This is a genomic window from Ensifer sp. GW823-FHT05D09 (genome assembly GCF_058795755.1).
In genome coordinates, this window is record NZ_JBXAIA010000001.1 from 465,798 (window position 1) to 492,356 (window position 26,559).

Here is a 26,559-nt window from a genome sequence, read left to right on the forward strand (position 1 = left end):
GCGCCAGAGCAGACATGTCGAGCGGCGTTTCCGTTCAAATCGGAAACGCTCGATCCTAATTCAGGGTTCGCACGAGCCCTGGTGAATCGAGCGAGAAGGCGGGGATGGCCACGTTGAAGGTGTCTCCGCCTTCCGATTCCATGCTGTAGTGGCCGAACATGACGCCAGACGGCGTATCGAGCGGGCATCCGGAAGAGTATTCGTAGGTGTCGCCCGGGTTCAGCAACGGCTGCTCGCCGATGACGCCCGGTCCGCTGACCTCGTCCACCTGGCCGTTTTCGTCGGTAATATGCCAGTAGCGCGTCATCAGCCGGACCGCCTCGGTCGAATGGTTGGCGATGACGATGCGGTAGCCCCAGACATAGCGGCTGTCATCCGGATCAGATTGCTCTTCCAGATAGTACGGCTCCACCGTAACTTCTATGTCGCGAGTGAGCGCGCGATACATGGGCAACACCTTGTTTCAAGTCTTTCAGGGTATTCTACAGCAATATGGTTTCGTCAAGAATAACGGCAGGATTGCATGCGTTGCCTGCAACACGGCGGGAAGGCTGCGCCGATGCTTGATGGCGCGGTGAGAAAACATCTGGATCCGATGCTGGATCGCGTGGGCGCCGCGCTCGCCCGCGGGGGTATCAGCGCCAATGCTGTCACGATCGCCGGCCTGGCGCTCGGCCTCGTTGCCGCTGCCCTGATAGCCGGGCAATTCTATCTCGCAGGCGCCATCCTTATCGTCGTCAGCCGGCTTTGCGATGGGCTCGACGGCGCCGTGGCGCGAGCAACGCGCAAGACGGATTTCGGCGGTTTCCTCGATATCGTGCTCGACTTCGTCTTCTATGGCGCCATCCCGCTTGGCTTCATCCTCACCGATCCGCAGGCCAATGGGCTCGCCGGCGGGCTGCTGCTCTTCTCGTTCTACGTCAATGGTGCGAGTTTTCTTGCCTATGCCATCATGGCCGAGAAGCGAGCGATGACGACGGATGTGCGGGGGGAAAAGTCGCTCTACTTCACCACAGGGCTCGCCGAGGCGACCGAGACGATCGCCGTCTTCCTGGCCTTCTGTCTGTTCCCGGCGTGGTTTTCGGTACTGGCGACGCTGTTTGCCGTCGTCTGCCTCTACACGGCACTCTCGCGCATCATGCTCGCGCGAATGGGGTTTCGCGACCGGCAGTAGTGGCCGCCCGCTGTCCGGGCGGCCATCCTGTCCGTCGATGTCAGGCCTTGACGCTCTTCAGCGCGCGGGCGAAGTCCTCGACGATGTCATCGCTGTCCTCGATGCCGGCGGAGAAACGCACTGTGCCGGCGGAGATGCCGAGCTCGTCGCGCGCCTCGTCGGTCAGGTTCTTGTGCGTCGTCGTTGCCGGATGCGTGATCAGGCTCTTGCTGTCGCCGAGATTGTTGGAAATGCGGGCGATCTGCAGTGCGTTCTGCAGCGCGAAGGCCGCGTCCTTGCCGCCCTTGAGTTCGAAGGCGACGAGGGTCGAGCCGCCGGTCATCTGCTTGGCGATGATGTCGGCCTGCGGGTGGTCCTTGCGGCCCGGGTAGATCACCTTGGCGATCTGAGGCTGCTCGGCCAGGAAGTCGGCGACGCGGCGGGCATTCTCCGTCTGCTGCTTGACGCGCAGCGGCAGGGTCTCGATGCCCTTCAGCAGCGTCCAGGCGTTGAACGGCGACATTGCCGGGCCGGTGTGGCGGAAGTAATCGTGCAGATGCTCGTTGATCCAGTCCTTGTCGGACAGAACCACGCCACCGAGGCACCGGCCCTGGCCGTCGATATGCTTGGTGGCCGAGTAGACGACGATATGAGCGCCCAGTTCAAGCGGCTTCTGGAACAGCGGCGTGGCGAAGACGTTGTCGACCACGACCTTGGCGCCGATCTGGTTGGCCAATTTGGCAACGCCGGCAATGTCGATGACTTCGAGCGTCGGGTTGGTCGGGCTTTCGAGGAAGAAGACCTTGGTGTTCTTCTGGATTGCCTTTTCCCAGTTGGCGAGATCGCGTCCATCGACCAGCGTGCATTCGATTCCGTATTTCGGCGCCAGCGTCTCGACCACCCAGCGGCATGAGCCGAAGAGGGCGCGGGCAGCAACGATGTGATCGCCGGCCTTCAGCTGGCAGAGAATGGCGGCGGCGACTGCGGCCATGCCCGATGCCGTGGCGCGCGCATCTTCGGCGCCTTCCAGCATGCACATGCGTTTTTCGAACATGTCGTTGGTCGGGCTGCCGTACCGGGCATAGATGAAGCCTTCGGTCTCGCCCTTGAAGCGCGCTTCCGCCGCCTCGGATGTCTCGTAGACGAAGCCCTGGGTGAGGAAGATTGCTTCGGACGTCTCGCCGTGCTGGGAGCGGGTCGTTCCTCCGTGGACGAGTTGGGTTGCCGGGCGCCAGTTTTTGCTCATGTGACGATCACCTTCAAAAACAAAAAAACCGGCCGCGTGAAGGGCCGGTTTGATACCCGGCCTTTTTAGCTACTTGTTTAACGTGGCTGCAAGCCGACCGGCCAAATCACCACGGGATAAAGCTCCAATACTGCTTGGGTGCGCTTGCGTCAATTCCTGGAGTTTGGTTTTGTCTCGCAACTGAAAAGAGGATCGAAATGGGCCGCGAGACTGGGATTTTGGCCGACCGCGCGATCGCCGCGTTGTTTGAAGCCGGACGCTTGAAAAGCGAGAAGGCGCTGGATGCCGATCAGATCCAGCCGGCAAGCCTCGATCTGCGCCTCGGCGCCAAGGCGTTTCGCGTGCGCGCAAGCTTCATGCCGGGCCCGTCGCACCTCGTTGCCGACAAGCTTGATCGGCTGAAGCTGCATGTCGTCGATCTCTCCGAAGGTGCGGTGCTGGAGACCGGCTGCGTCTATATCGTGCCGTTGATGGAGAGCCTGGACCTGCCGGAAACCATGTCGGCGTCCGCCAACCCGAAGAGCTCCACCGGTCGCCTCGACATCTTCACCCGCGTCATCACCGATCGCGCCCAGGAGTTCGACAAGATCCCGGCCGGCTATCGCGGACCGCTCTATCTCGAAATCAGCCCGCGCACCTTTCCGATCGTCGTCAGGCGTGGTTCGCGCCTGTCGCAGATCCGCTTCCGCACCGGCCAGGCGCTGCTCTCCGAGCAGGAACTGCTGGCGTTGCATGAAAGCGACGTGCTGGTTGCAAGCGAAAAGCCCAATGTCAGCGGCGGCGGCATCGCGCTGTCGATCGATCTCAAGGGCACCGGCCCGGACGGGCTGATCGGCTATCGCGGCAAGCATCACACCGCCGTCGTCGATGTCGACAAGAAGGCGCAGCACGCGGTCTTCGACTTCTGGGAGCCGCTCTATAGCCGCGGCCGTGACGAGCTGATCCTCGATCCCGACGAGTTTTACATTCTGGTGTCGCGCGAAGCCGTGCACGTTCCGCCGCTTTATGCTGCCGAGATGACCCCGTTCGATCCGCTGGTCGGCGAGTTCCGCGTGCACTATGCCGGCTTCTTTGACCCGGGCTTCGGGCATGCGTCAGCCGGCGGAACCGGCAGTCGCGCCGTACTCGAAGTGCGCAGCCACGAGGTGCCCTTCATCCTCGAGCATGGCCAGATCGTCGGTCGGCTGGTCTATGAGCATATGCTTGAACGTCCGGCAGGGCTTTACGGCCTCGGTCTCGGCTCCAACTATCAGGCGCAGGGCCTCAAGCTCTCCAAGCATTTCCACGCGGAGTAACAGAAAAAGTGCCGTTGCGCGTCGGCGCGGCGCAACGGTGCTTGACAGATGCATGCGGTTGAGGAAGTTTCCGAAACGCTGCGGGTGTAGTTCAGTGGTAGAACGCCAGCTTCCCAAGCTTGATGTCGTCGGTTCGATCCCGATCACCCGCTCCACTTTTCTCTTCAGTAACAGCCAGCCAGGCTTTAAGCTGGCATCCCTGCGTGCTACGGACCGACCCGCAACGCGCCGAAGCCAGTAGCCAGCCCGGTTCCATCCGGCTAATCTCCGCGTCACCCATGAATCATCCGCGGCTTTGCAGGCCGTATGGCATCACGAAGAGACGCGCTGGCCCTTGCCCATGAAAATTCACCGACTGCTGGCCCTCTGCGTCTATCTGATCGCGGCGCCGCTTGCCGCCCAGCCCAAGGACCTGCCCAATCTGTTCGATGCGCGTGAGCGCATCGCCAAGCCGGACCTTACCGGCCTTGCGCGGCTCAGGTTCCTGACGACGGTGGATTTCCCGCCGTTCAACTTCATCGACCAGTCGGGCAAACTTTCGGGTTTCCATGTCGACCTGGTGCGCGAGATCTGCCGCGAACTCGATATCGAAGCCAAATGCCAGATCCAGGCGGTGACCTATGCCGAGCTGCTGCCGGCGCTGGAAGAAGGCCAGGGCGAGGCGGTCGCAGCCGGCATCGCCGTCAGTCCGGAACTGCGCCAGCGCTTCGGCTTCTCCAGGCCGTTCATGCGGCTTCCCGCGCGCTTCGCCGTCAACACCAAGGCGGCCGGCGCGGTCACGGACCCATCGGGCCTCAAGGGCAAAGTGGTCGGCGTTGTTTCCGGCACCACCCACGAGGTGATGTTCAGGGCTTTCTTCCCCAAGCTCGAGGCCAAGGTCTTTCCGGATCGTGATGCGATGCTCGCCGCCCTGCAGAAGGGCGAGGTAGCGGCCGTCTTTTCAGACGGCATGCAGCTTTCCTTCTGGGTGTCGGGCGGCGCTGCTGCGGGATGCTGCGGGCTTGTCGATGGTGCCTATTTCTCGCAGCGCTTTCTGGGGGAAGGCCTGACGATCATGAACCGAAAGGCCGAGCCGGCGCTGACGCAAGCGATCGATCACGCCCTGCTGGCTCTTTCACGCAGCGGCAGGCTCGACGAGATTTACCTGCGCTATTTCCCGAACGGCATCTACTGAAGCCCGTATGTCGTCCGCGCAAAACCGCTGCGCACTTTTGCGCAACATGCTTTGATCAGTTACGCCGGAACGGCAGGAGCAACGACCACAACAACCTGGTCGGCGCACTGCGCCCATAGTCGGTGAGCCCCGTTTCGATCGCCTCGTCGCCCCGTCTAGGCCGGTCGGTATAGGTCGAGAACAGCCGGTCCCAGATCGCCAGGTTGAAGCCGTAGTTCGAATCTGTCTCCGAGCGCTCGGTCGAGTGGTGGATGCGGTGCATGTCGGGCGTGACGATCAGCGGCCGCAGTGCCCGGTCGAGGTGGGGCGGCAGCCGCAGATTGGCGTGGTTGAACATGGCAGCAGCGTTGAGCACGATCTCGAACAAGAGAACGGCGACGGCAGGCGCCCCGAGCGCGACGACGATCGCGATCTTCCAGGCCATCGAGACGATGATCTCCAGCGGGTGAAACCGCAAAGCCGTGGTCAGATCGACGCCCGGGTCGGCGTGATGGACCCGGTGCATCCGCCAGAAGAGCGGAACCTTGTGAAAGGCGACGTGTTCCAGCCAGATGGCAAAGTCGAGCACGACGAAGGCGATCACGCCGGCGACGAGCGGGGGAATGCTCAGTGCAGGTAGCAGACCGTATCCCCGCGCCCCGGCCCAGAATGCCGCACCGGTCGCCGCAGCCGGGAAGATCAGCCGCAGCGAAAGCGAAGACAGGACCAGAATGGAGAGGTTGGTAAGCCAGCGGCGTGCCTTCAGCGCCTTTTGCAACTCCGGCCGCTCCAGCCGCGGGTGCCAAAGTTCGAGCACCGCCATGGCGGCAAAGACCGAGAGAAAGGCCGCAAGGCGCCACAGGGGTTCTGTCACGCCGAAAAGCTGCATCCGTTACGCCCTCGCTGCCGTCTTTCTGTGAAGCGATATCATGCTTCGGCGGCGCTGCGCCAAGACACGTTGACGTGAGCAGGTCGCGTGGGCGCCGTTACTTGCGAAAACGGGCAAGAGCACCGCGCTCGATTGCAGCGCAGGTAAGCTTGTCGAGGCCCAGGCGATCGCGCAGCAGCTGAAGCAAACGGATTTCCTCGTTGCGGATGCGCTGGTCTGCGGCCGCAATCTCGACGGCAAGTGCATAGGCGGTTTCGTGCAGCCGCTCGGGCAGGGCTTCGCGCACGATCTCGAGCACGATGTCGAGACCCTCGGGGGCGGCGAGTTGTGCGGCGCATTCGTGGCCGACGAGCACGAGCTGGTCCTCGTCGAAGCCTTCGAAGGCGGGAAGAAACTGCACCAGCCTGCCGATGCGCGCGAACTCGTCGTCGCTCATCTCCCGGTCGACCGCCGACATCATCACCATGACATAGACAAGGGCTTCGTGCTGGCTGAGGCTGGGGGGCATGACGGCTTTCCGGCAAGTGGTTGCAAAGAACTGGTGTGCTTCGCCGTTCCTTACAAGTCCGGTGCCGGTTCGTCCATCGTCGCTGCCGCGCTCGGATCGTCGAACGGCATCGGCGTCTGGCGAAAATCGCGCGGATCGTCGCCGTAAAATCCGACCTTTGCCTTGCGCGCCGCTTCGGCTTGCTCTTCGAGCGCCGAGCCGGCCAACGGCGTCGCCCAGCCGTTGGCGACGAGCCAAGCTGCCAGGTCCTGGCCGCCGACGGTGCAGTGCGCGGTGACGATGTCGCCCGTTCCGTCGCCGGGAATGTCGCAGCTGACCGCCCGGGCGCGCAGGAAATTGCGAAACGCCGTTCGGGCGACCATGCCGCAGGGCCAGCTCTTGCCGCCGCTTTCGCAGGTCCGTTCCGCCGCCTCCGGCTCGATGCCGTCGAGCTGCAACGTCATCTTGTCGAAGCGGATGAGACCGGCGGTGAGCGCCACCGGCTGCAGGAGGATCGTCGGCGCCTGCGGCTTGTCCTTGGACGTGTCCGACAGTGGTTTGCGCGGCTCGATGCGTTCGAGCGGCTTCGTCGTCACTTCGTCGGGCAGCCCGAACTGCTGCGGTTCGATTGCGCGGGCTGTGGTCTCGGTAGCGTGGGAGCTGCTTTTGCCTTGGCTGCCTGCATCGGGCGCCGTGTCGGCTGCCTGGGGGTCGGACATGTCGAACGGCACGTCTTCAGGCGCGACCGAAGGTTCCGCTTCCCCCATGTCGGGCGTTTCCAGCACGAAGTCCGGCGAGGCAGAACTTTCGCGGTCGCGGATCGTCGCAGCACCCGCATAGAGGATGCCGGTATAGAGCGCCAGGGCGGCAATCCCGCCTGCAAGAGTGATCAGTTGCTGCCGCATCAGGAAAGATGTCCTATTGGCTGGCCCAGATGATCCGGGCGATCCATTCGACTTCGCTCATTTCGAAACTCCGGTTGGGATGTTCCGGGTTGAGCGATAGCAGTTCGATGTTGCGCGGAGTATGCCGCATCAGGATTTTCGCCATGACCTCGCCTTCGCGGGTCTTGACCACGACGCGGTCGCCGCGCCGGACCTGCGCGCCAGGGTCGACGATCAGCACGTCGCCATCGCGATAGAGCGGCAGCATGCTGTCGCCCTGGATCTCCAGCGCATAGATGCCGTCGCGCCGCTCGGCGCCCGCCGGGAAATCGACGACGTCCCAGCCCTGGCCGGCGGGAAACCCGCCATCGTCGAAGAAGCCGCCGGCGCCGGCCTGGGCAAAGCCGATCAGCGGTATGGCGCCCTTGTAAGGTTCGCTTCGGATCGCGTCCGGCCGCATCAGCGCCATGAACTGGTCGATGGTGGCGCCGGTGGCATCCAGCACCTTGGCAATCGATTCCGTCGACGGCCAGCGCTCGCGGCCATCGGCGGACTGGCGCTTGGATTTGTTGAAGGACGTCGGGTCGAGCCCGGCGCGGCGCGCAAGCCCTGATGGCGAGAGCTGATGGCGCTCGGCCAGGGCGTCTATGGCGTGCCAGATTGTGTTGTGTGACAGCATGAATGTCTGGTCCGGGCAGGTGAGCGACGGCCGCTATGCCTGTGTTGGCCAGTAGATTAGCCAAGCGCGCCGGGATGGTAAAGAACAAGGAGGAAAATAATCCTTGTTCGCTCCGATTGAAATAGAGTTTCCTGCTTCTATAGTCCTTATCGTTGCTTGGGTTTGGCCGGCGAGGGGCTGATGTGTTGGAGGTGCTGAAATCCGAACGTCTGCTGCTCGCCGCGTTCCTTGCCGCGGTCGCCGGTTTTGTGCTGGAACACCGCGTGCTTGAGATGGGGCAGACCGCTTCCCTTGTCGGGGCGGCAGCGCTGGTGGCCGCCATCGTGCTGGCGTCGATGCGGGTTGCGCACCATGCCGAAGTTCTGGCGGCAAAGGTCGGCGATCCCTATGGCACGATGATCCTGACGCTTTCCGCCGTGCTGGTGGAAGTGATCATCCTGGCGATCATGATGACCGGCGAGAGCTCTCCAACGCTGGTGCGCGATACGATCTATTCCGCTGTGATGCTCGATATCAACGGCATTCTCGGTCTCGCCGCATTGCTTGGCGGGCTGAAACATGGCGAACAGCCCTACAACGACAATTCGGCGCGCACCTATAGTGTCATGATCCTGACGGCGATGGGGATTTCGATGGTCGTGCCGGAATTCGTGCCGGCCTCGAAATGGCATTTCTATTCGGCCTTCACCATCGGCGCGATGATCATGCTCTACACGCTGTTCCTGCGCATGCAGGTGGGGGTGCACAGCTACTTCTTCAGCTACAGCTATCCCAGGGCAAAAAGTGACGGAAATGCTGCTGCCGACGAACCTGACGAGCCGGTCGTGCCGTCGATCATCATCCTTCTGCTCGGCGTGGTGCTGATCGGCGTGCTTGCCGAAATCATGTCGGGGCTTTTGGCAACCGGTCTCAAGGGGAGCGGCGCGCCACCGGCGGTCGCCGCCATCGTCGTTGCGGCCATCTCGGCATCACCCGAGATCATGACGGCCATGCGCGCGGCACTTGCCAATCGCATGCAGGCGGTCGTCAATATCGCGCTGGGCGCCTCGCTATCGACCGTTATCCTCACCGTTCCGGTGATGGAGGCGATCGCGCTTTACACCGGCCAGCCCTTCATCATGGCGATGTCGCCGGCGCAGACGGTGATGGTGGCGATCACGCTGATCGTAGCGGCGATCAACCTCAATGACGGCCAGACCAACGCCATAGAGGGCATGACGCATTTCGTGCTGTTTGCCACCTTCGTCATGCTCTCGATCATCGGTTTGTAGCCGTCAGGCGACAACGCCTTCCCGGGTCTTCCTTGCGATGACATCCTCATAGGCTGCCTGCAGGGTGGCGCGCACGCGCGGCGGGCCGTCGAGGGGCAGGCCGAGATGCTCACAGCGAAGCTCGTCCATGAAGCGGTCCCAGAGATCGGGGCCGCCGGTTTCCATCAGTTCGGCCCGGATGCTGAGCTCTTCGCTCACAGCTAAGTAGCGTCGCCCCCAGGCGCCCAGATGCGCCATGATCGGCACCAGCGCGATGGTCATCTCGGTGAGGCTGTAGATCGCCTTCTGCTTGTGCGTCGGGTCGTCGGTCTTGGTCAGCATGCCCTCGTCGACCAGCATCTTAAGCCGATCGGCGAGAATGTTCGAGGAGATGCCTTCCTGCGATCGCAGCAGTTCGCGGAAATGCCTTTTGCCGCCGAAGATCATGTCGCGGATGATCAGCAGGCTCCATTTGTCGCCGAAAACCTCGAGCGAGAGATTGATCGGGCAGCCGGAGCGATGATCGTCTTTCATGGGGACCTCTTCAATACTGCTTGCATTATTGCAGCAGTGGAATTACCTTGCAACTGCTTTTGAAATGAAAGCAGTTTCCGGTGGGGCGAGTGCGGGCGATGGAACGCGTGCACCGTCCCTTCAGGACGGAACGAGGAGGAGGAGAAAATGATGAGCGCCAATTCCGTGGAACATGCAAGCTTCACTATCGAGCGGGTTTTCAAGGCGACGCCCGAGCAGGTCTTTCGTGCCTTTGCCGATCCGGCAACGCACGACCGCTGGTTCGTCAAGGCCGATGGTTGGCCCGTTGCCGAATACAGCCATGACTTCCGCGTCGGCGGATGCGAGAGCGGCCGGTTCAGCAAGGACGGCAAGACCTTCTATACCAACGACACCATCTACCTGGACATCGTCGAGAACCGGCGCATCATCTCGGCCTATACCATGGCGCAGAACGAGCGGCGGATTTCTGCTTCGGTGGCAACGGTCGATATCCAGCCGCATGGCGCCGGCGCGCGCATCGTCTTCACCGAGCAGGCCGCCTTTCTCGACGGGTTCGACAAGGTTGAGTATCGCCGGCAAGGTTGGGAAGAATTGATCACGGCGCTTGGCACCGAACTGGGCGAGGCTGAGGCTGCCGCCTGATCCGATTGGCGACTGGTGTCAGGCGAGCGCGGCCAGCGCGCTGCCGGCAATGCCGAAGGAAAACACGGCGAGACAGACGGCGGCAATGCGGCGCGGCAGACGCGACGTTCGCGCGCCACGCGAGAGCTGCACGAGCATGGCTCCGGCGCCGATCCAGAGCGAACCGCCGACAACAACCAGCAGCGAAAACCCGGCAATCCAGGGCAGCGTCGCTGCAAGGCCCGTCTGCGGCAGAAGCACCAGTGCCACGATCAGGGCCTTGGGATTGAGCAGCGTCGTCACGAACACGTGCCGAATGGTGATGTCGGTCGAGGTCCGGCTGTCGTCGCCGGTGGTCCAGAGTGCGTAGGCAAGGAAGAGCACCCAGCACGCCGCAACGATCCTGAGCGCCAGCCCGATCTGCGGATGTGCCGCCAGAAACGGCGCCAGCAACGCCACGGCCGGAATGATCACCGAGAGATAGCCGCCGAGTTCGCCCAGAAGCAGCGGAGTCGAGCGCTTGAAGCCGGCGGATGCTCCCGAAAGCCAAAGCAACGTGTTGGTCGGGCCGGGTGTGGCCAGAAGCACGAGGGCGGCGAGGGTGAAGGCGAGCGGCTGCATCTTTGAAGATCCGGTTTCGCGGCAATAGAGCCGTCATCTACAACATTGCGCGTCAATCTGCATACCGTCCAGTTGGCGCGGGACTGAGGCATTCTGCGGCACCCGGGATGGGCGACCCCGCCCCGTTTCTCCCTCTGTAGCGACGCGGCCGGCCCGAGGTCTTGATCTCCATCAAGTCCTGGCCGTAGCGCCACACCAAGATTTCGCGACAGGGCTGGCTGTCGGCACCTCTTCCACGCACAACGGCGGCACGCTATCAGACGGGCGCTGCCGCCTTCTCTCCCGGCTGCCTTCGGGGTTTTCCATGAACAAGACAGTGCTTTCCGGCATCGTGATGACGACGTTTTCCTATTTCCTGTTCTCGCTGCAGGATGCGTCGGTCAAATGGCTGGTGGTCGGCTACTCGGTCTGGCAGATCCTGTTCACCCGCAGCATCACCATTCTCCTGCTTTGCCTGGTGATCGGCCGGGGCAAACTGGTGCGCCGGGCGATCTCGTCGCCCGTCATCAAGCCGCTGTTCGTGCGCAACCTGTTGCTGCTCGCCGCCTGGCTGTCCTATTTCAATGCCGCCCGCGATCTCGGTCTCGCCGAGATGACCACGCTCTACTATGCCGCGCCGATCGTGGTGACGCTCTTGGCCGTGCCGATCCTGAAGGAAGACGTGCCGCCGATCCGCTGGTTCGCGGTGCTGCTCGGCTTCGTCGGCGTGTTGATTGCCTGTGATCCGCTCGGAACCGGCATGAAACTGTCCCTGCCGGTCTTCCTGGCGCTGATGGCCGCCGTCTTCTGGGCAATTGGCACGGTGATGCTGCGCAAGACCGCCCTGCAGGAAACGACGCTGACGCAGATGACGATCTCCAACGTCTTCTTCATCGGCATGACCGGTGTTGCCGTCGGCTTCTTCTGGACGCCGCCGGCGCTGTTTGACGTCGCGCTGATGGCGGGTACCGGCGTCATTGCCGGCATCGGGCAATATGCGATGTTTGAGGGCATGCGGCGGGCACCGATCTCGGTGATTGCCCCGTTCGAATACACCTCGCTCGTCTGGGCCTTCGGGCTCGGCTTCCTGATCTGGGGCGATATTCCCGCCACCAACGTCTTTGCCGGCGCCGGGCTGATCTTTATCGCGGGGGTGACGATCATCGTCGGCGAGCGTCTTGCGCATCGGCGTGCTGTTGCCGTTCAGGGTGTAGGCCCCCAGGCGTAACGGCCGACGCCTGCAGGCGTCGCATCAAAAAAGGAAAAGCAGCCGGGGCTTCTGGTCTTTCAGCGTCCCGAGGCCTCCCGCATGCCGGGAATACGACCGCTCACCCGGAAGAACAGGTGCGAGGTGACGAGGACCGAGGGATCGGCGAGGTGCCGATCCAACGCCTGTAGTTCGACTTCGAGTTCGGCGCGGCCGATGAAGCCTTCATCGACAAGGCCCTCGCGGACATTGGCGATGAAATCGCGCAGGATCGGCCGCCGGTCATGCCCGGGCGGATAGACGTGGACGACCGCATCCGTGCTGAGCGCCTCGACGCCAGCCTCGCGGAAGAGCCGCTGTGTGCGGCGGCCGATATGCAGGTCGATGCCGCGCGCCGCCGAATACGCGACATAGGCGGCCAGAAGCCGATCCCAGGCGGCAAGCGGCGGATCGCAGACATGGGCGAGGAAATCGGCCTCGAAGCTGGCGATCCAGCCGCCCGGTTTCACCAGGGAAACCATCTCGCGCACGATGCGTTCCGGCTCGGGCACGTTGACGAGCACCAGGCGCATATGGGCACCATCGAAGGAACCGCGCGGCAGGCCGGTGGCGTAGGCGTCACCCTCTCGCACCTCGACCTGTCGCAAGGCATGGCTCGCGACGAACCGACGCGCCAGCTCGACGAAGTGGGCATCGCGCTCGATGCCAAGCACAGAGCCGGTCGGCCCCACGCGTTTGCCGAGCAGATGCAGCACGCCGCCGGGACCGCAGCCGAGATCGAGCACGCGTTCACCCGGTCGAATACCGATCCGCTCGAGCTGTTGGTCCGAGTCTGGCGCGAGATTGGCGATCTGCCGTTTCAACCGTTCTTCCTCGGGCCCGGCGCGTCCAAGCAGATAGAGATCAGGCTCGCTCATGGCGTCTCCCCCTCTGGTCGACAGGAGGATGCGCCTGCACAATTCGCCCGTCAACGTTCGCGGCGTCGGCGGATTCTGGTTAGTGCGAAGGTCGTGGCGCACCGCTCGCGCGTGTCTCTGGGCCCGCAACTCCTTGCTCCGTTCGGAGGCAAAAGCCGTGTTGACGACAAACAAGCCGAGCGTCATGGCTTGCTCGTTTGGTCCTAGAGGCGCAGGAGCGCCAACGCCACCGTGATCCGCGGACGGATATCCGTCGCCGGAACCGGGGCCACCAGACCGAGTGCCATGCGTCGCAGTGGTTCGGCGATCACCATGGACAGGATCAGGTCGCTCGCCATCGTCGCATCGGCCACATCGATGAGGCCGCGCGCCTTGTGACGGGCGAGCCAGTCGGCCAGCAGCGCTCGCGAACGCTCGACCCCGTTGCGATCGTAGATCGAAAGGATCTCCTCTCGCGCCGGGATGTCACCGACGAGCAGCCGGAACAGTCCGACTGCGTCCTCGCAAAGCACCCGCTGCGCAATGGTCGACAGGATCGCCTCCAGGATCGCCGGCACCTCTTCGGCACTTGCCGCCTCGGTCGTGAAAGCGGGCAGGAACGTATCCGTCCAGTTTTTCACGATCAGGCCGAACAGCGCCTCCCGGTCGCCGGCAAAGCGGTAGACCGTCTTCTTGGCGACGCCGGCCTGTCTGGCGACCGCCTCCATCGTCATCGCGGCATAGCCGTGCTGGAGCATCAATTTCGTTGCAGCAGCGATCACGGCCGCGGCGAGTGCCTCTTCCGGCCTTGCCGGCCGGCCCCGTCGTTTTTGCGTCTCCGCCTCTGTCGTCGGCAAGGCATGGCTCCGTTTGACAAATCTCGCCGACAGGCATAGTGGATATTTAGGAAACGTACAACGTTTCCTAAATTGATTTCTCACATAAGAGGATGAAACATGTCTGTCAGTACCGATCACGCCCGCGCCGGTATCGGCTTTGTCACCGACTTACTGGATCCTGTGCCTATGCGGCTCGAAACCGGCATCAGCCGGCTCGAGACCGGCGCCCTCGTGGTCGCCGTCAGGACCGAGCTTCCCGGCTGCAAGGGCCGAATGCTCGATTGGTGGTTCAAGCATTTCGACACAACGGAACACCTGTCCTGGTGGCACCCGCTCGATCACGTCGCCCACAACGGCTGGGACGCGCATCGCATCAAGGGAGAGCGTTATGTCGGCGCCACCATCCGCGCGGTCGAGAGTCTCGGCGATATTCCGCCGGTGCCCGCAGTCATCAAGTTTCATGAACCGGGCGAGGTTTTTGGTCAGGGCATGTTCGACCAGGCGATGACGACCGGCCGCGCCTCCGCCGCCGTTTACGCCCGCATTGGGTTCGGCGAGCAAGTGCGTCTGGATGAAAACGGCGATCCGCGCGACGGCCAGATGGTGCATGTCGTGCGCGATACCGACCAGGGCGCGGTGCTGCGCAGCCGCTTTGTTCTCGGCCTGGACGCTGGCGTAAGCCATCCTGTGCCGGATGCCATAGGCCTCGGCCTCCTGCAGCACTGCTACACCGAGTTCAGCTATCTCGCCAAAGTGCTACCGTCGCTCTACTGGGCCGATCCGGCCAATCGCGCTGATGTGCCGGTATTGTGGTAACCGAGGGCAGGTTATCCGTGCCCCGAAACGAAAACAGGCTCCGCGAGGAGCCTGTCTGCATGTTTGCCCAGAGGCTGCTTAAGCCGCCTGCTTCTTCTCGCCATAGGGGTCGAAGCGGCCGTAGAAGGTCTCGCCACGCTCGGCCATTTCCTTCAAGAGCGCTGTCGGCTTGAAGTGGTTGCCATAGTCCTTGGCGAGCTTCTCGCACAGCGCGACGAAGGCCTTGGCGCCCATGCCGTCGATGTAGGAGAGCGTGCCGCCGGTGTAGGGCGCAAAACCGAAGCCGAGGATCGAGCCGACGTCGGCTTCGCGCGGATCGGTAACGATGCCTTCTTCCATGGTGCGGGCGGCTTCGAGCGCGATCGTTGCGAGGAAGCGGCTCTTCAGCACCTCGACGTCGATCTTGTCGGCGTTCTTCTGCGGATAGAGCGTCTTCAGCTCCGGCCACAGATACTTCTTCGCCGGCTTTGCCGGATACTCGTAGAAGCCCTTGCCGTTCTTGCGGCCGCGGCGGTCGAGATCGTCGACCATCTTGTTGATCAGCGCCATGTGCTTGGGATCGACGGCCTTTTCGCCGAGATCGGCAACGGTGGCCTTCAGGATCTTCTGGCTGAGGTCGATCGCGACTTCGTCGTTGAGCGACAGCGGCCCGACCGGCATGCCAGCCATCTTGGCGGCATTTTCGATCATCGCCGGCGGCACGCCTTCGATCAGCATGTCATAGGCTTCGTGGATGTAGCGGAAGACGCAGCGGTTGACGTAGAAGCCGCGCGTGTCGTTGACGACGATCGGCGTCTTCTTGATCGCGGCGACATAGTCGAGTGCTGTCGCGAGCGCCTTGTCGCCTGTCTCCTTGCCGAGGATCACTTCCGTCAGCATCATCTTCTCGACCGGCGAGAAGAAGTGGATTCCGATGAACTGGCCGGCACGCTTGGAATTCTTGGCAAGGCCGGTGATCGGCAGCGTCGAGGTGTTGGAGGCAAAGATAGTGCCTTCGCCGATCACGGACTCGACCTTCTCGATCACGTCTTTCTTGACCTGTCGGTCTTCGAACACGGCTTCGACGACGAGACCGACATCCTTCAGGTCGTTGTAGTCGGCAGATGGCGTGATGCGGGAAAGCAGCGCTTCGCCTTCTTCCATGGTCAGGCGGCCCTTGCCGACGGACTCCTTCACCAGGCCTTCCGAATGGGCTTTGCCTTTTGTCGCCGCTTCCATGTCGCGGTCGATCAGTGTCACGGCGATGCCGGCGGCAGCCGTCACATAAGCGATCGAGGCGCCCATGAAGCCGGCGCCGACGACGCCCACATGCTTGAACTCGGATTTCGGCACGCCGGCGGGGCGGCGGGCGCCCTTGCCGAGTTCCTGCATCGAGACGAACAGCGAACGGATCATCGAGAAGGCTTCGGTCGTCTGCAGGATCTCGGTGAAGTAGCGCTGTTCGATCTTGAGCGCGGTGTCGAAGGGAACCTGCAGGCCTTCATAGACGCATTTGAGGATCGCGATGGCGCCGGGATAGTTGCCTTGCGTCTCGCGACGCAGGATGCCGGAAGCGGCCGGCCAGAGCTGGGCGGACGCCGGCGTCCAGATACCGCCGCCGGGCACCTTGTAGCCCTTTTCGTCCCAGGGCTGGACCGGCTTCAGGCCGTTCTTGATCATTGCCTTGGCGGCATCGACCAGCTTGTCGGGGTCGACCACTTCATGCACCAGGCCCATCGCCTTGGCGCGGGCTGCCGTCAGCGACGAGCCTGTCGTCATCATCTGCAGCGCGTCCTGCGCATTGGTCAGGCGCGGCACGCGCTGGGTGCCGCCGGCGCCCGGGAAAATGCCGACCTTGACTTCCGGCAGCGCGATCTTGACCGACTTGGAGTTCGAGGCGACACGGCCGTGGCAGGCGAGCGAAAGCTCGAAGGCGCCGCCCATGCAGGTGCCGTTGATCGCCGAAACCCATGGCTTGCCGCAGGTTTCGAGCTTGCGGAAGAGACCGGTCATCCGGCCGACGAGGTCGAAAAGCTTCTGGGCGGCATTGGCCGGATCCTTCTTCTTTTCTTCCTGCTGGAAGGTGAACATCGACTTGATCATCGAAAGGTCAGCGCCGCCGGAGAACGACGACTTGCCCGACGTGAAGACGACGCCCTTGACGGCGGCATCGGCCGTCGTCGCGTCGACGATGGCGTTCAGCTCTTCCATCACCTCCTGGGTGAAGACGTTCATCGACTTCTCGGGCATGTCCCAGGTGACAAGGGTTATGCCGTCGGCATCGGTCTCGATCTTGAAATTGGTATAATTCGTCATGGTTCTCCCCCTCAGTAGAGAATGGGTTCGATGCGCAGCGAGATGTTCGATCCGCCGCTGTAACGTTGTTTGGTGGTGTTGGTGGCGATCAGCCTGCCGTCGCGCTCGACGCGGATGGTGAAGCCTGCATCGACAGCCTTGTCGAGTTCGGGTTTCGGCACCTGCAGCACGAAGGGCACGCGGTTCGCCTTGCCGTCGCTCGACACGGAAGTCTCGGCAATCAGCTTGGCGGCCACATCCATCACGCCCTGCTCCTCGAGCCGGATGGTGACGGTGCCGGCCGGAACCGGGCCATTGGCGACATTGGTGATCGCACCGGTCAGCGTGAAGCTGTCGCCGCCTTCCTCCTCGTCGGACACGCAAGCCGAGACTGCAAGCAGCCCCAGGCTCATCAGTCCGAGAAGTGTGCGGCGGGTCGCATCCATCGTCAGACCCTTTCGATGATCGTGGCGGTGCCCATGCCAGCGCCGATGCACAGCGTCACCAGCGCGGTGTTGAGATCGCGCCGCTCCAGCTCGTCGAGCACGGTGCCGAGGATCATTGCGCCGGTCGCGCCGAGTGGATGGCCCATGGCGATCGCGCCGCCGTTGACGTTGATCTTGTCGTGCGGAATGTCGAAGGCCTGCATGTAGCGCAGCACGACCGCGGCGAAGGCCTCGTTGAGCTCGAAGAGGTCGATGTCGGAGAGCTTCATGTCGGCGCGCTTGAGCAGCTTCTCGGTGACGTCGACCGGGCCGGTCAGCATCAGCGCCGGATCGGAGCCGATATTGGCGAAAGCGCGGATGCGGGCGCGGGGCTTGAGCCCCATGCTTTCACCGCCGGCCTTGGAGCCGAGCAGCACGGCGGCAGCACCGTCGACGATGCCCGAGGAGTTGCCGGCATGGTGCACGTAGTTGATCTTCTCGATCTCCGGATGCGCCTGGATGCCGACGGCTTCAAAGCCGCCCATTTCGCCCGGCATCTGGAACGACGGGTTGAGCGAGGCGAGCGCCTGCATGTCGGTGCCGGGACGCATGTGCTCGTCGCGGTCGAGAATGGTGAGGCCGTTCTGGTCCTTGAAGGGGACGACGGACTTCTTGAAGTAGCCCTTTTCCCAGGAATGGGCGGCGCGCTTCTGGCTTTCGACCGCATAGGCATCGACGTCGTCGCGGCTGAAACCGTATTTGGTGGCGATCAGGTCGGCGGACACGCCCTGCGGCATGAAATAGCCCGGCAGGTTGACGGAGGGATCCATGAACCAGGCGCCGCCGGACATGCCGAGGCCGACGCGCGACATCGATTCGACGCCGCCGGCAATGACGATATCGTCGGCGCCCTGGGCGATCTTCGCCGCGCCGAAGTTGACGGCATCGAGACCCGATGCGCAGAAGCGCGAGATCTGCATGCCGGGTGCCCGGGTGGAATAGCCCGCTTCAAAGGCGGCGGCCTTCGGGATCACAGCGCCGGCATCCATGACCGGATCGACGCAACCCATGATGATGTCGTCGACGGTCGCCGTATCGAGCCCGTTGCGGTCACGCACGGCCTCCAGCATCTTGGCCGCAAGGCGAACGGACGGCACTTCGTGCAGCGATCCGTCCTTCTTGCCACGGCCGCGCGGCGTGCGCACGTGGTCGTAAACGAAGACTTTCGTCATGTCTCATCTCCCTTTCGGCAGCACCATCCGGTGCCGCCCGTCAAACAGTTTGAAATCGAACGGCTCAGAACGCGGCCGCGTCGAGCGCCATCACGGTGTCGGCGCCGGTCTCGATGCGGGCCTTGCGCAGCGCCGTTTCCGGCAGGATCCTTTCCATGAAGAAGGTCGCGGTGATCAGCTTGTTCTTCAGATAGTCCGCGCGTGCCGTTTCGCCAGAGGCCAGTTTTTCCTCTGCCGTCTTGGCGATCTTCGCCCACATGTAGCCGAGCACCACGAGGCCGAAGAGGTGCATGTAGTCGGTCGAGCCGGCACCCGCATTGTCGGGTTTGGCCATGGCGTTCTGCATGAACCACATCGTGGACGCCTGCAGGTCGTTGAGGCCCTTCTTCAGCGCCTTGGTATAGGCGGACAGCTTCTCGTTGCCGCGGTTTTCTTCGCAGAAATCGCCGATTTCCTTGAACAGCGCCATGACGGCGCGGCCGCCGTTCAAGCCCAGCTTGCGGCCGACGAGGTCGAGCGCCTGAATGCCGTTGGCACCTTCGTAGATCATCGCGATGCGGGCATCGCGGACATACTGGCTCATGCCATGCTCTTCGATGTAGCCGTGGCCGCCGAACATTTGCTGCGCCATGACCGCGTGGTCGAAGCCCTTGTCGGTGAGCACGCCCTTAAGGATCGGCGTCATCAGGCCGAGGATGTCGTCGGCCGACTGGCGGTCGGTTTCATTGTCGGAGCGATGGGCGATATCGGACTTGAGCGCAGTCCAGAGCGTAAACGCGCGGCCGGCCTCGTTGAAGGCGCGGATCGTCATCAGCGTGCGGCGCACGTCCGGGTGGACGATGATCGGGTCAGCCTTCTTGTCAGGAGCTTTCGGGCCGGAGAGCGAGCGGCCCTGGATGCGGTCGCGGGCATAGTTGGCGGCGTTCTGGTAGGCGGTTTCGGCGATCGACAGGCCCTGGAGGCCGACGCCGAGCCGGGCTTCGTTCATCATCACGAACATGGCGTTGAGGCCCTTGTTCTCCGTGCCGATGAGGTAGCCCTCGGCTTCGTCATAGTTCATGACGCAGGTCGAGTTGCCGTGGATGCCCATCTTGTGCTCGATGGCGCCACAGGAAACGCCATTGCGCTCGCCCGGTTCGCCGTCACCGTTCAGCTTGAACTTCGGCACGATGAACAGCGAAATGCCCTTCACGCCTTCCGGCGCGCCCTCGATGCGGGCAAGCACCAGATGGATGATGTTGTCCGACATGTCGTGTTCACCGGCGGAGATGAAGATTTTCTGGCCGGAAATCTTGTAGGCGCCATTCCCATTTGGAACGGCCTTGCTGCGCAGGAGACCGAGGTCGGTGCCGCAATGCGGCTCCGTCAGGTTCATGGTGCCGGTCCAGGTGCCGTCCACCATCTTCGGCAGGTAGGCCTTCTTCTGCTCGTCCGAGCCGTGTACCAGGATCGCGGCGATCGCGCCCTGGGTGAGGCCGGGATACATCGTCAGTGCCATGTTGGCCGAAGACATGTATTCGCCGACGGCGGTGTGCAGCGTGTAGGGCAGGCCCTGGCCGCCGAATTCCTCCGGCACGGAAAGCCCGAGCCAACCGCCTTCGCGGTAGAGGTCGAAGGCCTGCTTGAAGCCCTTGGGCACGCTGACCGAACCGTCCTCACGCCGCTTGCAACCTTCCTGGTCGCCGGAAAGGTTGACTGGGAACAGCACTTCTTCCGCAAGCTTGGCAGCTTCGCCGATGATCGCCTCGATCATGTCGGGCGTCGCATCGGCAAAGCCGGGCAGGTTGTTGTATCGCTCGATGCCGAGCACGTCGTTCAGAATGAAGAGGGTATCGTCGACCGGTGCCTTGTAGGTGGGCATTCTTTCCTCGCCTTTTTCGCTTTCGGATCGCCGCCTCCACGTGGCCGACGTCCGGTTGCAACATGCCGGATGCACCGCCATCTGAGGGCGGCCTCGCATCGTTGGCAGGATGCTACAAAATTTTGACGTTTGCGTAAACGTCAAAAATAACGCGCGATCGAAGTTTCGTTTGTCGCTGGCTGGGCGCTGAAATCGCTGCCGCGCCGCACTCTCCATCGCCTACCCCTGCCAAATCGTTAAAAAATCCGCAGCAGTTAACCGGTTGTTTACCACGTTTAATGAAAGGTGCGTGTTGAGATGGTCAAAGCTGCAACCGGTCCGGTCCTCGCATTGTTGTAGCTTTGCCCACGTCGGAAGTGCCGCAGGGGTGAAGGAAGCCGTTTCCTTCCGTGGCGACTTTCGAGATGGCCGACGGACAGGGGCGAAGAGCACAATGAATGGATCGCGATCAAATCCTCAGCGCGCTGGCACCCAGAGCTATGGCGAGCGACCCTCGCTGGACTCCCTGAACCGCACGATCGAGGGTCTGGAGGCCCGGATCGAAGGGTTGATGAACAGCGCGAGCCGCGAACAGCCGGCTCGTCCGGTCGAGCGCGAACGTGTCGCCCCCCGCGATATCCCATCCCCCCGTGATGCCGTTTCCGAAATCATGCAGCGTCAGCGGTCACTGAGCACCGCGCGCGAGCGGCCGCCTCTGAGAGACCGCGTGCCGCAGCGCGAGCCGGAGCGCCTGGCCCATCGCGAGCCCGAGCGTTATGTCGACGATATCAGGTCGCAGCCGGTCCGCGCCCCCATCGCCCGGCCGCAAGCTGCCGTCAACGATATCGCCGAGGCGCTTGTCGGCTTGCGCCAGGATCTGAAGCGCGACATCACCGATGGCCTCACTCGCGAAATGAACTCCTTGCGCGCCGAAATTCGCGGCATCAAGGCGCAGGCGGAAGATCACAGCTTTGCCGAGGACGTGCGCGGCGACATGCAGCGCCTTGCCGACAGCATCCAACAGCTCGGCCGCCAGGCATCGCCCGCCCAGGCCGATGCGCTGCGTGGTGATTTCGACGATCTGCGCACGATGATCGACGGGTTGGCGCGCGAAGACAGCGTTCGCCGGATGGAAAGCCGCTGGAACGGCGTCGAGGATCGGTTGATCGCCTTCGATCAGAACCGCGATGACGAGCTGGTGGCGCTGGCCTACAGGCTCGACGAAATCAAGTCGCAGATCGGTGCGCTCGGCAACAGCTCTGCTGTCGACGTGCTTGAAGACAAGATGATCGCGGTTGCCCAGGCAATCGAGATGCTCGGCCGCCAGATACAGCCCGATGACCGTCGTCTGGTATCGCAGTTTGCCGATCTGGATACGCGCCTCGACGAAATCAGCCGGGCGATCGCCGCCAACAGCCGCACCGCCAGCAGCGCGGACAGCGGGTTTACCAATCGCCTGGAGAGCCGCCTTGGCGATCTCTCGCGGCAGATCGACGGCCTTTCACGCCCGGTTGACACCGGTCTTGGTGCCCGCCTGGAGGCGCTGGCTGCCCGCGTCGAGGATCTCGCCAGCGAGAAAGCGGCCGCCGGCCTCGAAGAGCGCCTGGATCAGCTTTCCCTGATGATGGAGCGCAGCCACCGCAACGCCCAGCCGGATCTGACCGGTTACCTCAACGACATTTCCCGCAAGATCGAGGCCCTCGACCAGGGCAGCGTCAACGACGCGCTGGCCGAGCGGCTCGACTATCTTGCCCGCCGCATCGACGACCTCGACACGCTGAGCGCCCAACCGGTCTCCGATCCGCGTTTCGACCGGCTGGAAGACCGTCTCGCCGGCATCGCCCAGCGGCTGGAAGAAACCTATGCGGCGCCCTTCGACGACCGCGCCGCCCTGCACAATCTCGAAGCGCAGATCGCCAATCTTTCGACCCTCGTCAGCCAGCCTCGTGCCGAGGCCGCTGCCATGCCGGTGGAATTCGAGAGCCGCATGAATGCGCTCGAAGATTATTTCGCCACCAGCGACGAGTATATCGTCGAGGCCGCCCGTCAGGCGGCCGAAGCGGTGATGGAGGCCTACTCCAAGCGCGGCATGCCGCAGTCGTCAGGGGGCGGCGATCTCGCGGCGATCTCGGCCCTCGCCGACGACCTGCGCACCCTTGAAGATCTGAGCCGCTCCAGCGAGGAGCGCACGGCGCGCACCTTCGAGGCGCTGCACGAAACCCTCGTTCATATCGCCGATAAGCTCGAGCGCATCGAGGGACGCGAGCCCGCCATGGCTTCGGCGCATTACGAGGCGCCGGTGGCGCGCGAAATGCCTGTCATGCCCAAGGCGATGCAGCCGGAATTCACCGATCCGTTCACGGGCGCCGACCTCGATGATCGCTATCAGGATCTGCAGCGCAATGTCCGCGCCCTGCAGGCGGAAGACGACGGCGTCATCGCCGCCGCGACCGCCTCTGCCCATGCAACCGCCTTTGCCGGCGACGACGGCCAGGTTTCGACCATCGAGCCCGATGGCGGGCGCGAACAGCCGGCTTCCCCCCGCACTGGCCTGCTTGCCGGTCTGACCCGGCGCTTCTCGGCAAAGCGCGGCGAACCGGCTCCGGAGCAGACAAGACAGCTGGTCGAGCCCGCCCCGTCCATCGACCCCTCGGAGATGCTGGCGCCGGAAGAGGCCAATCAGTTGCTGGAGCCCGGCTCCGGCGTTCCCGACGTCAAGAAGATCCTCGAGCGCGTGCGCGCCGGCCAGATGAACCGTGGCGGCAAACAACCTGCTGACGGCGACAAGGCCGACTTCATTGCAGCGGCCCGCCGGGCAGCACAGCTGGCGGTCGAGGAAGCCGATACGCTCAACAAGACCAAGGACGGTGGGGCTGCCAGCGGCATCGGTGGTGCCTTTGCCCGTCATCGCCGGCCGATCCTGATGGCCGTCGGCGCCGTGCTGCTGGCGATCATGTCCTATCCGCTCGTCGGCACCATGCTGAAGGGCAGCAATGCGCCCGCTGCCGAACCGGTGGCGATCATCGAACAGAACGCAAGCCCCGTCGTCGAGCAACCAGCTGTCGCCAAGCCAGCGGAGATCGCCGGCAACGAGGCGCCGGCAGCAGCCGCCGCTGCGACCCAAACACCGCTCGAGGCGTTGCCGCCACTTCCAGGCGCGGCGCTCGATGAGGTCGAGCAGTCGTCCAGCGCCGTCCAGACACCTGCCGTCTCGACCCTGCCGGCAGACACACCCGCATCGACGACGGTGGCTCACGAAGCGCAGGCTCCGCTGCTTCAGCCGGTGCCGGAGGTCAAGCAGCCGACGGCCGCTTCCACATTCCAGGCAGCCCCTGCCGATGCCACGCAGGCAGGAACCTTCGCGCCGGTCACTAAGCCCGCCGACGTCGTTCTGCCTGAGGGCTTCGGCCCCGTTGCACTGGTGACGGCTGCCAAGGGCGGCGACCCGCTGGCATTCTATGAAATCGGCGCGCGCTTCACCGAAGGTCGCGGCGTCAAGGAAGATTTGGCGGAAGCCGCCAAATGGTATCAGCGCGCTGCCGACGCCGGGGTCACCCCGGCCGATTATCGCCTTGCCAGCATGTACGAAAAAGGCTCCGGCCTGACGCGCGACGCGGCCAAGGCCAAGGCCCTTTATCTGAAGGCCGCCGGTCAGGGCAACGCCAGCTCCATGCACAACCTCGCTGTCATGCTGGCCAGCGGTCGCGATGGTGCGCCGGATTTCGCTGAGGCGACAAAGTGGTTCGCCAAGGCGGCCGAACTCGGCGTTCGCGACAGCCAGTTCAACCTCGCTGTCCTCTATGCCCGCGGCAATGGCGTGCCGCAGGATCTCGAATCTTCCTACAAGTGGTTTGCCGCTGCCGCCCGCGAGGGCGATCTCGACGCAGCCGCCAAGCGCGACGAAGTCGCCAAGGCGATGAAACCCGAGCAGCTTTCGAGCGCCAAGGCCAAGGCTGACGCCTGGAAGCCGCAGGCGGTCGACGCCAAGGCGAACACGGTTGACGTGCCGGATGCCTGGATCGGCCCGGCCAACAAGACCGCCTCGATCGACATGAGCAAGGCCATTCGCAACATTCAGGCGATCCTCAACAACAACGGCTTCGACGCCGGCAAGCCGGACGGCCAGATGGGCAAGAAGACGGTTGCCGCGATCAAGGCTTTCCAGACATCCGTCGGCCAGGAGCCGACAGGTGAAATCACCGACCAGCTGGTGAAGGAATTGCTCAAGCGCAATTCCTGATCCGGCAGGGTTCGACGCCGCAATAAAGCCGCAGAACCGGGCCACAGGCTCTGCGGAGCCGAAGCTGTCCGCCATGTCGCTGAAAAGGTTGACAGCTCCGGTTGAGGAGCGCATGACGGAAGCCTATGCCACCTCGCCTTCGGGAGGGGTGTCGGCTTTCTAAGATAATCCCCCTTCTGTGGTGAATAGCTTGCCACTGTGACGTTTTCGCCCGCGCCGCGGGCCGTTGGCATATCGAGGTCCCGGCGTGTCGATCTATCTGCCCATCGCAGAGTTGTCGGTGAACATACTCATCATCCTCGGCATGGGTGCGGCCGTTGGTTTTCTGTCGGGCATGTTCGGCGTCGGCGGCGGATTCCTGATCACGCCTCTCCTGATCTTCTACAACATCCCGCCCGTCGTCGCCGTTGCGACCGGCGCCAATCAGGTCGTGGCCTCCTCGATCTCCGGCGCCATCACCCATTTCCGCCGTGGCACGATCGACATCAAGCTCGGCACGGTGCTCTTATGCGGCGGTCTGGCGGGTGCGACGGTCGGCGTCTGGTTGTTCTCGCTGCTCCGCCGCGTCGGCCAGCTCGATCTCGTCATCTCGCTGCTCTATGTTGTACTGCTCGGTTCGGTCGGCAGCCTGATGCTGTGGGAGAGCGTGCGTGCCATGCGCAAGGCGGCCAACAACCAGGCGACACCGCTTCGCCGTCCCGGGCAGCACAATTGGGTGCACCGGTTGCCGCTGAAGATGCGGTTCAAGAAATCGAAGATCTATCTGAGCGTCATTCCCGTCGCGACCCTCGGCTTCTGCATCGGCATCCTGACGTCGGTCATGGGTGTCGGCGGTGGCTTCATCATGGTACCGGCGATGATCTATCTGCTGCGCATCCCGACCAACGTCGTCGTCGGCACCTCGCTTTTCCAGATCATCTTCGTCTCCGCCTACACGGTCATCGTCCAGGCCTCGACCAACTACACCGTCGATATCGTTCTTGCCTTCGTGCTGATGATCGCAGGTGTTATCGGCGCGCAATATGGCGTTCGCGTCGGCCAGAAGCTGCGCGGCGAGCAGCTGCGCGCGTTGCTGGCGCTGCTCGTGCTTGCCGTCGGCATCCGCCTGGCGATCGAACTGGTCATTCCGCCGAAGGACGTCTACTCCGTCGTATCCGCGGGGTTCGGCTTCTGATGCTCCGTCTCGCTCGCATCGTCCTTGCTGTCACGACGTTCGCCTTCGCCGCTCCGACCTTCGCCCAGCTGCAGGACGAGAATGCCAACGACTTCACCGAAAAGCTGGAGATCGGCATCTCGACTGACGAGATCGCCATTACCTCGGATTTCCGCGGCGCCGACCTGACGATTTTCGGTGCGGTCGACGGCTTCGACCCCAACCTGCTGGCGCAGGGCAAGTACAACATCATCGTCTCGCTCGAGGGCCCGAAGGACAATGCGACGGTGCGCAAAAAAGAGCGCGTCTTCGGCATCTGGGTAAACACCAGCTCCATGACCTTCGAGCTGGTGCCGGAATCCTATTCGCTGTCGAGCACGCGTGACATCGAGACCATCGCGCCCCCGGGCGAGATGGGCAACATGGGCATCGGCGTCGACCATATGCGGCTGGTGCCGCTCGGTTTCGTCGGCGACGGCAGCAATCTCGGCGAATTCCGCAATGCCTTCCGCCGTATCCGCGAGACCAGCGGCGTCTATGAGCGCGATCCGGGCGGCGTGCAATTCATCAGCTCCAGCCTGTTCAAGGCATCGGTGCGCCTGCCGGCCAACGTGCCCAACGGCGTGCATGTCGTGCGCGCCTATCTCTTCCGCGACGGCACCTTCGTCGCCGCCAAGGCGCTGCCGCTCCGCGTGGTCAAGACGGGTGTGGAGCAGGTGATCACGCAGACAGCGCATGAGCAACCGTTCTTCTACGGCCTGTTTGCGGTGCTGCTCGCCGTCATCACCGGTTGGGGCGCAAGCCTGCTCTTCCGCAAGGATTAGTCCCTGAGGTCGCCGGCCGCCGTTCCCTTTTGTGCGATGG

Annotated in this window: 24 protein-coding genes, 1 tRNA gene and 1 riboswitch; of the genes, 11 read left to right on the forward strand and 14 right to left on the reverse strand. The window is 63.3% G+C overall.

Annotated elements, in window-relative coordinates:
• Positions 1–55 precede the first annotated feature (55 nt).
• A complete protein-coding gene (gene apaG / locus AC1Q80_RS02295) occupies positions 56–448 on the reverse strand; it encodes a Co2+/Mg2+ efflux protein ApaG (RefSeq protein ID WP_492359528.1) in 393 nt (130 codons plus the stop codon).
• A gap of 111 nt (positions 449–559) precedes the next feature.
• Here apaG and AC1Q80_RS02300 point away from each other — a divergent pair, with 111 nt between their 5' ends.
• Entirely contained in the window at positions 560–1,174 is a 615-nt protein-coding gene (locus AC1Q80_RS02300) for a CDP-alcohol phosphatidyltransferase family protein (protein WP_173418907.1), read from the forward strand.
• Between the two features lie 40 nt (positions 1,175–1,214).
• Here the strand turns inward: AC1Q80_RS02300 and AC1Q80_RS02305 are convergent, their stop codons facing one another.
• The gene (locus tag AC1Q80_RS02305) at positions 1,215–2,399 is read right to left on the reverse strand and encodes an O-succinylhomoserine sulfhydrylase (protein ID WP_492359529.1); all 1,185 of its coding nucleotides are present in this window, start codon (positions 2,397–2,399) and stop codon (positions 1,215–1,217) included.
• Between the two features lie 44 nt (positions 2,400–2,443).
• Positions 2,444–2,522, reverse strand: a riboswitch (SAM riboswitch).
• A gap of 74 nt (positions 2,523–2,596) precedes the next feature.
• Here AC1Q80_RS02305 and AC1Q80_RS02310 point away from each other — a divergent pair.
• The 3 genes from AC1Q80_RS02310 (at position 2,597) to AC1Q80_RS02320 (ending at position 4,868) form a co-directional block, all read left to right on the forward strand.
• On the forward strand, positions 2,597–3,694 hold the full coding sequence (locus AC1Q80_RS02310; RefSeq protein WP_173418909.1) for a 2'-deoxycytidine 5'-triphosphate deaminase: 1,098 nt from the start codon (positions 2,597–2,599) through the stop codon (positions 3,692–3,694).
• 80 nt (positions 3,695–3,774) lie between these two features.
• Positions 3,775–3,849: transfer RNA gene (locus tag AC1Q80_RS02315), tRNA-Gly, on the forward strand.
• A 185-nt stretch (positions 3,850–4,034) separates the two neighbouring features.
• Positions 4,035–4,868, forward strand: a complete 834-nt coding sequence (locus AC1Q80_RS02320) for a transporter substrate-binding domain-containing protein (protein ID WP_173418910.1) — start codon at positions 4,035–4,037, stop codon at positions 4,866–4,868.
• 55 nt (positions 4,869–4,923) lie between these two features.
• On the opposite strand, the gene AC1Q80_RS02325 is transcribed toward AC1Q80_RS02320, so the two are convergent.
• The 4 genes from AC1Q80_RS02325 to AC1Q80_RS02340 form a co-directional block, all read right to left on the reverse strand.
• Positions 4,924–5,736, reverse strand: a complete 813-nt coding sequence (locus AC1Q80_RS02325; RefSeq protein WP_492359530.1) for a sterol desaturase family protein — start codon at positions 5,734–5,736, stop codon at positions 4,924–4,926.
• 97 nt (positions 5,737–5,833) lie between these two features.
• Positions 5,834–6,244, reverse strand: a complete 411-nt coding sequence (locus tag AC1Q80_RS02330) for a tellurite resistance TerB family protein (protein ID WP_173418912.1) — start codon at positions 6,242–6,244, stop codon at positions 5,834–5,836.
• Positions 6,245–6,294: 50 nt separating this feature from the next.
• Complete coding sequence (locus AC1Q80_RS02335) at positions 6,295–7,128, reverse strand: thermonuclease family protein (protein ID WP_492359531.1); 834 nt, start codon at positions 7,126–7,128, stop codon at positions 6,295–6,297.
• A gap of 13 nt (positions 7,129–7,141) precedes the next feature.
• Entirely contained in the window at positions 7,142–7,786 is a 645-nt protein-coding gene (locus tag AC1Q80_RS02340) for a S24 family peptidase (protein WP_492359532.1), read from the reverse strand.
• 182 nt (positions 7,787–7,968) lie between these two features.
• Between AC1Q80_RS02340 and AC1Q80_RS02345 the strand changes: the two genes are divergently transcribed.
• On the forward strand, positions 7,969–9,057 hold the full coding sequence (locus AC1Q80_RS02345) for a calcium:cation antiporter (protein WP_492359533.1): 1,089 nt from the start codon (positions 7,969–7,971) through the stop codon (positions 9,055–9,057).
• 3 nt (positions 9,058–9,060) lie between these two features.
• On the opposite strand, the gene AC1Q80_RS02350 is transcribed toward AC1Q80_RS02345, so the two are convergent.
• Positions 9,061–9,570, reverse strand: coding sequence for a winged helix-turn-helix transcriptional regulator (locus AC1Q80_RS02350; protein ID WP_209787679.1), 510 nt, complete (start codon positions 9,568–9,570; stop codon positions 9,061–9,063).
• A gap of 150 nt (positions 9,571–9,720) precedes the next feature.
• Between AC1Q80_RS02350 and AC1Q80_RS02355 the strand changes: the two genes are divergently transcribed.
• A complete protein-coding gene (locus AC1Q80_RS02355; RefSeq protein ID WP_492359849.1) occupies positions 9,721–10,194 on the forward strand; it encodes an SRPBCC family protein in 474 nt (157 codons plus the stop codon).
• An 18-nt stretch (positions 10,195–10,212) separates the two neighbouring features.
• Here AC1Q80_RS02355 and AC1Q80_RS02360 read toward each other — a convergent pair whose 3' ends face one another.
• Positions 10,213–10,794: a LysE family translocator gene (locus AC1Q80_RS02360; protein ID WP_492359534.1), complete on the reverse strand. Its 582-nt coding sequence runs from the start codon at positions 10,792–10,794 to the stop codon at positions 10,213–10,215.
• 304 nt (positions 10,795–11,098) lie between these two features.
• Here AC1Q80_RS02360 and AC1Q80_RS02365 point away from each other — a divergent pair, with 304 nt between their 5' ends.
• On the forward strand, positions 11,099–12,001 hold the full coding sequence (locus tag AC1Q80_RS02365) for a DMT family transporter (RefSeq protein WP_173418919.1): 903 nt from the start codon (positions 11,099–11,101) through the stop codon (positions 11,999–12,001).
• 59 nt (positions 12,002–12,060) lie between these two features.
• On the opposite strand, the gene AC1Q80_RS02370 is transcribed toward AC1Q80_RS02365, so the two are convergent.
• Positions 12,061–12,897, reverse strand: a complete 837-nt coding sequence (locus tag AC1Q80_RS02370; protein WP_209787670.1) for a methyltransferase domain-containing protein — start codon at positions 12,895–12,897, stop codon at positions 12,061–12,063.
• A 203-nt stretch (positions 12,898–13,100) separates the two neighbouring features.
• Positions 13,101–13,733 (reverse strand): TetR/AcrR family transcriptional regulator, encoded by a 633-nt coding sequence (locus tag AC1Q80_RS02375; protein ID WP_209787668.1) that lies wholly within the window; start codon positions 13,731–13,733, stop codon positions 13,101–13,103.
• Between the two features lie 99 nt (positions 13,734–13,832).
• On the opposite strand from AC1Q80_RS02375, the gene AC1Q80_RS02380 reads away from it, so the two are divergent.
• Positions 13,833–14,531, forward strand: coding sequence for a DAPG hydrolase family protein (locus tag AC1Q80_RS02380; RefSeq protein WP_492359535.1), 699 nt, complete (start codon positions 13,833–13,835; stop codon positions 14,529–14,531).
• A 78-nt stretch (positions 14,532–14,609) separates the two neighbouring features.
• Here AC1Q80_RS02380 and AC1Q80_RS02385 read toward each other — a convergent pair whose 3' ends face one another.
• The 4 genes from AC1Q80_RS02385 to AC1Q80_RS02400 all read right to left on the reverse strand — a co-directional run bounded on the left by AC1Q80_RS02385 (position 14,610) and on the right by AC1Q80_RS02400 (position 20,323).
• A complete protein-coding gene (locus tag AC1Q80_RS02385) occupies positions 14,610–16,826 on the reverse strand; it encodes an FAD-dependent oxidoreductase (RefSeq protein ID WP_209787663.1) in 2,217 nt (738 codons plus the stop codon).
• A gap of 11 nt (positions 16,827–16,837) precedes the next feature.
• Entirely contained in the window at positions 16,838–17,251 is a 414-nt protein-coding gene (locus tag AC1Q80_RS02390; RefSeq protein ID WP_173418924.1) for a YbaY family lipoprotein, read from the reverse strand.
• Positions 17,252–17,253: 2 nt separating this feature from the next.
• Complete coding sequence (locus tag AC1Q80_RS02395) at positions 17,254–18,462, reverse strand: acetyl-CoA C-acetyltransferase (RefSeq protein ID WP_077502872.1); 1,209 nt, start codon at positions 18,460–18,462, stop codon at positions 17,254–17,256.
• A 64-nt stretch (positions 18,463–18,526) separates the two neighbouring features.
• On the reverse strand, positions 18,527–20,323 hold the full coding sequence (locus AC1Q80_RS02400) for an acyl-CoA dehydrogenase C-terminal domain-containing protein (RefSeq protein WP_209787660.1): 1,797 nt from the start codon (positions 20,321–20,323) through the stop codon (positions 18,527–18,529).
• Between the two features lie 433 nt (positions 20,324–20,756).
• Between AC1Q80_RS02400 and AC1Q80_RS02405 the strand changes: the two genes are divergently transcribed.
• The 3 genes from AC1Q80_RS02405 to AC1Q80_RS02415 all read left to right on the forward strand — a co-directional run bounded on the left by AC1Q80_RS02405 (position 20,757) and on the right by AC1Q80_RS02415 (position 26,519).
• Positions 20,757–24,542: a peptidoglycan-binding protein gene (locus AC1Q80_RS02405; protein WP_492359536.1), complete on the forward strand. Its 3,786-nt coding sequence runs from the start codon at positions 20,757–20,759 to the stop codon at positions 24,540–24,542.
• A gap of 247 nt (positions 24,543–24,789) precedes the next feature.
• The gene (locus AC1Q80_RS02410; RefSeq protein ID WP_173418927.1) at positions 24,790–25,716 is read left to right on the forward strand and encodes a sulfite exporter TauE/SafE family protein; all 927 of its coding nucleotides are present in this window, start codon (positions 24,790–24,792) and stop codon (positions 25,714–25,716) included.
• A complete protein-coding gene (locus AC1Q80_RS02415; RefSeq protein ID WP_173418928.1) occupies positions 25,716–26,519 on the forward strand; it encodes a TIGR02186 family protein in 804 nt (267 codons plus the stop codon). The genes AC1Q80_RS02410 and AC1Q80_RS02415 overlap by 1 nt, the downstream gene beginning before the upstream one ends.
• The last annotated feature ends 40 nt before the right edge of the window (positions 26,520–26,559 follow it).